General features: G+C 71.6%; 6 protein-coding genes and 1 pseudogene. 2 read left to right on the plus strand and 5 right to left on the minus strand.

Annotated features, from left to right (window positions below; all coding sequences use genetic code 11):
• Nucleotides 1-315: 315 nt before the first annotated feature.
• Both ABT300_RS40330 and ABT300_RS40335 read left to right on the plus strand, forming a co-directional pair.
• Entirely contained in the window at nucleotides 316-1278 is a 963-nt protein-coding gene (locus tag ABT300_RS40330; RefSeq protein WP_351687049.1) for a hypothetical protein, read from the plus strand.
• Nucleotides 1275-2567, plus strand: coding sequence for a hypothetical protein (locus tag ABT300_RS40335; RefSeq protein ID WP_351687052.1), 1293 nt, complete (start codon nucleotides 1275-1277; stop codon nucleotides 2565-2567). Before ABT300_RS40330 ends, ABT300_RS40335 begins: the two co-directional genes overlap by 4 nt.
• On the opposite strand, the gene ABT300_RS40340 is transcribed toward ABT300_RS40335, so the two are convergent.
• The 5 genes and pseudogenes from ABT300_RS40340 to ABT300_RS40360 all read right to left on the minus strand — a co-directional run.
• A complete protein-coding gene (locus ABT300_RS40340) occupies nucleotides 2512-3438 on the minus strand; it encodes an ABC transporter permease (RefSeq protein ID WP_351687055.1) in 927 nt (308 codons plus the stop codon). The genes ABT300_RS40335 and ABT300_RS40340 overlap by 56 nt on opposite strands.
• A complete protein-coding gene (locus ABT300_RS40345) occupies nucleotides 3425-4222 on the minus strand; it encodes an ABC transporter ATP-binding protein (RefSeq protein ID WP_351687057.1) in 798 nt (265 codons plus the stop codon). Before ABT300_RS40345 ends, ABT300_RS40340 begins: the two co-directional genes overlap by 14 nt.
• Nucleotides 4223-4265: 43 nt before the next feature.
• The gene (locus ABT300_RS40350) at nucleotides 4266-5375 is read right to left on the minus strand and encodes an aliphatic sulfonate ABC transporter substrate-binding protein (RefSeq protein WP_351687060.1); all 1110 of its coding nucleotides are present in this window, start codon (nucleotides 5373-5375) and stop codon (nucleotides 4266-4268) included.
• Nucleotides 5376-5610: 235 nt separating this feature from the next.
• Nucleotides 5611-5712: a putative leader peptide gene (locus ABT300_RS40355; protein ID WP_351687063.1), complete on the minus strand. Its 102-nt coding sequence runs from the start codon at nucleotides 5710-5712 to the stop codon at nucleotides 5611-5613.
• A gap of 169 nt (nucleotides 5713-5881) precedes the next feature.
• A pseudogene (locus ABT300_RS40360) lies at nucleotides 5882-6075 on the minus strand (acyl-CoA dehydrogenase family protein); the annotation flags it as partial.

A 6075-nucleotide genomic window follows, 5' to 3' on the forward strand; every position in this document is an offset into this window, starting at 1 on the left:
GGCGCCCGCCGACCCGGCGGGGGTGGGGTTGCGGGGGTCGGTGGCCGCCAGGCCCCCCGCGTCGCTCCGGCTGCCCCGCCGGCTCCGCCCCCCGGGCCGGTTCCCACGACTGGGACTCGACTCGACCAGGACCGTGGCCCCACCGGTCGACGCGGTCAGCTCACCGCCCCCCGACGACGCCGTCCGCCTCTGCCCCCGGTGCGGCACGAGGCCGTCGACGCGTTCGGCGACGTTCTGCGAGGAGTGCGGTCACCGCCTAGACGCTCCGGCGCACGAGCCGGACCGCGGGCCGGACGGCGGGCCGGTGGACGCCCCGTGAGCGCCCCGGCGGTCCGGCCCCGGCGGTCCTTCCGCGAGAGGGCGTCCGTCGGACGCCGGCGGGTGCGCGCGGTCCACCCCGTCACCGTGCTGCGGTGGCTCAGGGCGGGCGTCCTCGCCATGGTGGCGGCCACGGCGCTGTCGTACCTGCTGGTGTCGGCCCAGGCCGGAGAGCAGATGGCCGCCGCCAGACGCACCGAGGCCGCGGTCGAGGACATCGAGCAGGCGCGCGGTACGGCCGTGGCGGCGGAGGCGGCCCTCGCGAAGGTCGCCGCCACCCGGCAGGTCACCCTGATCGGCACGGGCACGGAGTTCGCCAACGACACCGCGCGGGTGAACACCCTCGTCACCTCGGCTGCCGCGGGCAACGCGGCGGGCAACCGGGGACGCACCCAGTTCGAGTACGTCCAGGGCCAGTTGACCACCTGCCTGCAGCTGGCCAACACGGCGGTGCGCGACTACGCCCGCAGCGGCCCCGGAGTCCTCGACGCCGCCCGGCTGGCCCTGACCGCCCCACGGGCCAAGGACCCGCGAACGGGAGAGTGGATCCCGGGCACGGGCGGTCTCACCGCCTCCCTCACCGATCTGAAGGACCTGCAGAACGAAGCCCTCGACGCGCAGAGACAGTCGCGCTGGCTGAACCCGGTCTACGTCCACTCCCTGCTCGTCGGGCCGACGGCCGTGATGCTCGTCTGCGTCCTGGCGACCGGACACGTCGTCGCGCGGCGGTTCCGACGCTTCGTCGGCCTGCGCCTGGTCGTCGCCCTGGCCGCCACCGCGGCGGCGGGGATCACCGCGAGTCGGCTGAGCCGACACGACACCCTGGCCCTGCACCAGACCCCGCTGCTCGGGCACTGGCTGACCACCGCGCTCACGCTGGGCCTCCTCGCGGTCGCCGCGGTGCTGGCCTACCTCGGCTACCGGCCCCGTCTCGCCGAGTACAGGTTTCCGCGCCCATGAAGCAGACGTTGACGGCGCGGTTCGCGCGCTGTGTCCTGGTCCTCGGCCTGTTGCTGGCCGCGGCCGGCTGCGGCGGCGGGTCCCCGCCCGAGCGGGTGACGATCATGATCCCCTGGTCCGGTGACGAGTTCCAGGCCTTCCACGCGGTGCTGACGGCGTTCGAGCAGGAGACCGGCATCCAGGTGGACGTGCAGGTCACCCGCGCCCTGACCCAGCAGCTCGACGCCGCCGTGACGGCCGGGGCGCCGCCCGACCTCGCCATGCTGCCGAGCGTGGGAGCCGTCCACGGCTACGTGGAGAAGGGGAACGGGAAGGAACGGCGCCTGCAGCCGCTGGACGTGCCCACCGGCGCCTATCTGGAACCGTTCCGCGGGCTGGCCGCGGTGCGGGGCAAGGTGTACGCCGTGCCCGTCAAAGTGGACGTCAAGAGCCTCGCCTGGTTCGCGAAGGCGGCGACCGGACCGTCCGCGCCGCCCGATCGCGACACCCCCGGCGTCTGGTGCCTGGGACTGGAGTCCGGACCCACCTCCGGCTGGCCGGGCGCGGACTGGATCGCGGACCTCCTCCTCGCCCGGGCCGGCGTCGACTTCTACACGAAGTGGCTGACCGGAGGCGAGAAGTGGAGGTCGCCCCAGCTCGACGAGGCGTGGACCGCCTGGCGCGCCCTCATGGGCTCCGGCGTGCGGGGCGCGGCCGTCCGCAACTTCGGCGAGGCGGCCGCCGGGATGACCACGACGCCGCCCAGGTGTTCCCTCGCGCACGGCGCGCTGTCCGCCATGGGCTTCGACGGGAAAGACGACCACGACTTCGTGACCTCCTCCGCGACGCGCAGGCTGGAGGTCTCGGCGGACTTCGTCGGCATGTTCACCGACGACAACCCGGGCGCCGAGGCGCTCATCGCCTTCCTCGCCGGGACGAGGGCCCAGCAGCTGTGGGTGGACCAGGAGGCGGGCGCGGCCTTCTCCGCCGACGGTCACGTCACCCGCTACGCCACCTCGGTCCAGCAGCGGATAGCCGGGATGCTCCGGCCGCACTCCGGCTACACCCTGTGCTTCGGCGCGGCCGACGCGATGACGCCCGACGTGTCGGCCGCCTTCTACCGGGCCGTCCTCGACTACGCGACCGGCGCGACGAAGGACCCCGACCGGTTCCTCGCGGATCTCGACCAGGTCCAGGAGAAGCTGGGAAGTTCCCCCGTCCCCCGCGAGAAGCTCTGCGTCGGCCCTCCTCGGGTCAGCGGGTCACCAGCAGACCCCGGCCGCGCAGGACCCGTCGTTCCAGCGGGCTGAAGATCAGCAGGTCGATGGCGATGCCGACGAGCAGGATCAGGAAGATGGCCAGGAACACCTGCGGCATGCTCGAGTTGCTGCGTCCGTTCTCCAGCAGCTGACCGAGACCGACGCCCAGGTCGGGCGAGGAGGCGATGATCTCGGCGGCCATCAGCGACCGCCAGGCGAACGCCCAGCCCTGCTTCAGACCCGCCAGATAGCCGGGGAGCGCCGCCGGCATCACGATGTGCCAGGCCCCGCGCAGCCCGGTCGCGCCCAGGGTGCGCCCGGCCCGCAGGAACAGCGGCGGGATCTGGTCCACGCCCGCCACCAGGCCGTTGGCGATGGAGGGCACCGCGCCGAGCAGGATGACGGCGTACATCATCGAGTCGTCAAGACCCAGCCAGATCACCGCGGGCGGCACCCAGGCCACCGACGGCAGCGACTGCAGTCCCGACAGGATGGGGCCGATGGCGGCCCGGACGAACCGCACCCGTGCGACCAGCAGACCCAGCGGGGTGCCGATGACGAGCGCCAGCAGGAAGCCGAGCAGCCCGCGCGAGACACTGGTCCAGATGTAGTCGAGCAGGGCGCCCTGCAGCCAGGCGTCGCGGATCTCGCTCCCCACGTCGGCCGGCGAGGGCAGCTTGTAGTCGGGGGCGACCTCGAACCACACCAGCAACTGCCAGACCGCCAGGACCAGGACGACGGCGGTGACGGGCGGCAGCACCTTGTGCAGCAGGGTCTCGCGCAGCGGCGTTCGACGCGTCTGCACCGTGTCCAGCGCGTCGAGTCCGGCCTCGAGCCCGGTCAGGTCGTGCGGGTCCCCGGAGCGCCCGGCTCGCGGGTGACCGTCCTCGTCGACGGCGATGCCGCTGTCAGTGCTGGCCATGTCGGCGGATCTCCCTACGCAGTTCTTCGGTGATCTCGACGGACAGCTCGGCGACCGCGCTGTCCTCGATGCGGCGCGGCTGCGGAATGCCGATCGTCCACTCGCGGGCGACGCGCCCCGGCCGTGAGGACAGGAGCACCACCCGCTGGGCGAGGCGCACGGCCTCCCGCACGTTGTGCGTGACGAAGAGGACCGACACTCCCGTCTCGCGCCAGATACGGGTCAGTTCGTCGTGCAGCACGTCACGGGTGATGGCGTCGAGGGCCGCGAACGGCTCGTCCATCAGCAGCAGTCGGCTGTCCTGGGCCAGCGCCCGGGCCAGTGCCACGCGTTGGCGCATTCCGCCGGAGAGTTCGTGCACGCGCTTGCCGTGCGCGCCCCGCAGCCGAACGAGGTCCAGGAGCCGTTCCGCCTCCTGGCGGCGTTCGGGTGCGGCGATCCCCCGCAGTTTGAGGGCGAGTTCGATGTTCTTGCCCGCGGTCAGCCAGGGGAACAGGGCGTGTTCCTGGAACATCAGGGCGGGCCGGCCGTCCGTGGCGATCGAGCCGGCGGACGGCCGGTCCAGTCCCGCGACCAGGTTGAGCAGCGTGGACTTGCCGCAGCCGGAGGCCCCCAGGAGGGTGACGAACTCGCCGGGTGCGACATCGAGGGTGATGTCGTCCAGCACGAGCTGATGTCCGCCGGGAGCGCCCGGGGCGGGAAAGGACTTCGAGACGTGCGCGATGCGGGCGGCGTAGGTCGCCGCCGTGGCGTTCTCGGCAGCCTGGGCGATCGTGGTGGCCATGGTCGTCACCTCCTGGGAGCTGTTCTGTTGTGGTGGGCTCTGGCTACTCGGCGCCGAGACCGGCGTCGCTGACCTCGGGCTTGCCCGCGGCCTTGAGGACCTTGTTCAGCGGCGCGAGGTCGTAGATGCCCTTCAGGTCGGGCTTGTCCAGCAGACCGGCCTTGACGGCGTGCTGCGCCTCGGTGTCGAGGGTGGCGGCCAGCGGGTCGTCGAGGAAGGAGATGGACTTCCAGGCCGGGTCGAGGACGGCGGCGGGCAGCGCCTTGCCCGACAGCTTCTCCAGCGCCGCGTTGGCGGACGCCTTCGCCTTGTCGGGGTTGGCGTTGATCCACTCGTTGGTCTTCACCGAGCCGCGCAGCACGGCCTCGACGACGTCCGGGTGCGCCTTGAGGAACTTCTGCGACACGATGATGTTCGTGATCACGAACTGGTTGTTCGGCCACAGCGTCGACTCGTCCAGCAGCACCTTGGCGCCCTCGGCGACCAGCTTGGACGCGGTCGGCTCCGGCACCCAGGCGCCGTCTATGGAACCGGACTTGTAGGCGTCCGGGGTGATCTTGTTGTCGGTGCGCACGACCGAGACGTCGCCCTTGCCGCTCTGCGCGTCGACCTTCCAGCCCTTTTCCGCGATCCAGTTGAGGAACGCGACGTCCTGGGTGTTGCCGAGCTGAGGGGTGGCGATCTTCTTGCCCTTGACGTCGTCCAGGGTCTTGATCTTCTCGGGGTTGACCACGAGCTTCACGCCGCCGGACGCCGAACCGCCGATGATGCGCAGGTTCTTGCCCTTGGACTTGGTGTAGCCGTTGATGGAGGGGGAGGGGCCGATCCAGCCGATGTCGATGGAGCCGGCGTTCAGCGCCTCGATCTCGGAGGGGCCGGCGTTGAACGTGGACGCCTTGATCTTGGTGCCGCCCAGTTCCTTCTGGAACAGGCCCTCCTGGACGCCCACCAGGGCGGTCCCGTGCGTGAGGTTGGGGAAGTAGCCGATGCTGACCTCGTCGGCGGAGAGCTTCTTGGCGTCCGCCGCCACCGGGGTCTGCCCGCCGTCGTCGTCGGTGGCCTCGGAACCGTAGCCGCAGGCGGTGAGCAGGAGAGGCAGGGCGGCGAGGGCGGCGACGATGCGCAGTGTGGCGAGCGGTCTTGCGGCAGACACGGGGTGTCCTTTCAGGGAAACGGAGAGTGCGGAGCATGACGGGCGGTCGGGACGACGGCCTTCCGCCTGCGCCTGCACACCGCACCTCGGCCGCCGACGGCGTTGGAGCCGTGGCGGGCGGGGTGACGGAGCGCGGGGGAGTGGGGGAGCGGCGAGCCGGGGTGTCAGGCGCGCCGGGTGCGGCGGCCGGACGGGATGTCAGCGCTGATGCGGGAGAAGTGCAGCTGCTGTGGCGTCAGAAAGGCCGACAGAAGGCGCTGGAGGTACGGCCGAGATCGATGTGACGGCGCGAGGTCAGCAGGGGCAGCGCCCGGCCGGTGCAGTCGAACGATGTCATGGCCACCCCCTGATCCCTAGTTTTCCTACCTGGCTGATAGGGATCGTGGCAGAAGCTCGCGCTTCTCCCAAGAGGGTGTTCGCATGATGGACTGCCTCATCTCGCCCATTGAGACATGGGCTCTCCGGGCGATGTGCGGGCGGACCGATCCCGGGACGGATTTGGCAGGTCAGGCGGGCAGTGTGAACGGCGGGTGGGCGCCGTTGAGGAAGTAGTCCCCGACGTCGCGCAGACGGTGGGACACGGGCTCGTGCAGTGTGTGGGCCCGTGCGTTGCGCCAGAAGCGGTCCACCGGGCTGCCCGTCGACGAGGAGTGCCGCACGGCGGCGCTGAAGGCCGCGCAGGCGCTGCGCGACCTCGGGC

This window comes from Streptomyces sp. NPDC001027 (genome assembly GCF_040299045.1).
Classification (GTDB): Bacteria; Actinomycetota; Actinomycetes; order Streptomycetales; family Streptomycetaceae; genus Streptomyces.